Here is a 1,063-nt window from a genome sequence, read left to right as displayed (position 1 = left end):
GTCGAGCACGTCTCTGCTCACGTCACTGGCAGCGACTCTCGCAAGCAGCTCGCCGGCCTCGGCGGCGTGGTCGACCGGCGCATCCACCAGGCCAACAAGCACGCCTCCCGCACCGAGAATCTGATCCAGGTGGCGCGCCGTGTCCGCTGTCGGAGCCTTCAGCCCTGTCTCCAACTCGTGCAGATGACTCTTACTCCGATGCGCGAGCTGCCCCAGAGATCGAAGCGACAGGCAACGCCGCTCCCGAAACTCACGCAGAGCTACGCCGAAGCGCGGATCGACGGACGAGGCCATAACGCCGCTCCAAGCTCAACAGGCCAGGCGAACCCGCCCAGCCGCCACCCCATCGACCGTACCCGCAACATCGCACGCCGTTGACCCCTCGCTTGTAAGTTCTGGGCGCTCCGTCCAGGCCGGTCCGCGTCTGTCTCTGACCTCGAGCGGTATCCGCACCCGTCCACCCGCACCCATGTCCGTCTCTCCCCATTGCTGTCGACAGCACCAGGACAGCCGCTCCGCGCTGCACGAGGCAACGCCCCTCTTGGCACCCTCGACTGCTCGCCCTGCCGGACGAACTGCTGTAGTTAGCTGCTGTACGGGCAGCAGAAAGGCCACCTCCCGAACCCGGGAAGTGGCCTTGACGTGCGTGGACCATACTTGGCAGAATCCGAACCACATTCCCCAAGCTCACGGCCCAGCGGTGGCCGTCTCGCCGGTTCGGCGGCGACGTGCCTGGCACGACCAATGAGGCTCTACGAGACGGCCGAGTGGACATGAGCCCTGCGATGCACCTGCCGAGCGCGACAGCGATGCGGCCATCGACACCTGCCGGACGAACACCTCCGGCCGCCGGCCCACCGGTCACCACCTCCCACCCTCAACGATGAGAGACAGCCTGCCCGACGAATCCACTGAACCGACGGATTACACGATCAACGTTCAGAGACGAGGCACTAGTACGGCAGCCGCCATTGGCTAGTTGACCAGGGCGTATTCGCGGTTGAGTCTGGTGCGTTGGTGGAACCAGCGGGCGCGGGCTTGGTGGCGGCGTCGCCAGGTGCTC

General features: G+C 65.9%; 1 protein-coding gene. It reads right to left on the bottom strand.

What is annotated here, in order from left to right; translation table 11 throughout:
• The coding region (locus AC2CHE_RS26880; RefSeq protein ID WP_484507615.1) for a helix-turn-helix domain-containing protein at positions 1–294 on the bottom strand (294 nt) is incomplete at its 3' end.
• Positions 295–1,063: the final 769 nt, after the last annotated feature.

Source organism: Micromonospora sp. ATLC16, assembly GCF_057196645.1.
The sequence above is the reverse complement of the archived record's forward strand: the minus strand, read 5'-3'. Positions and strand labels throughout refer to the sequence as shown.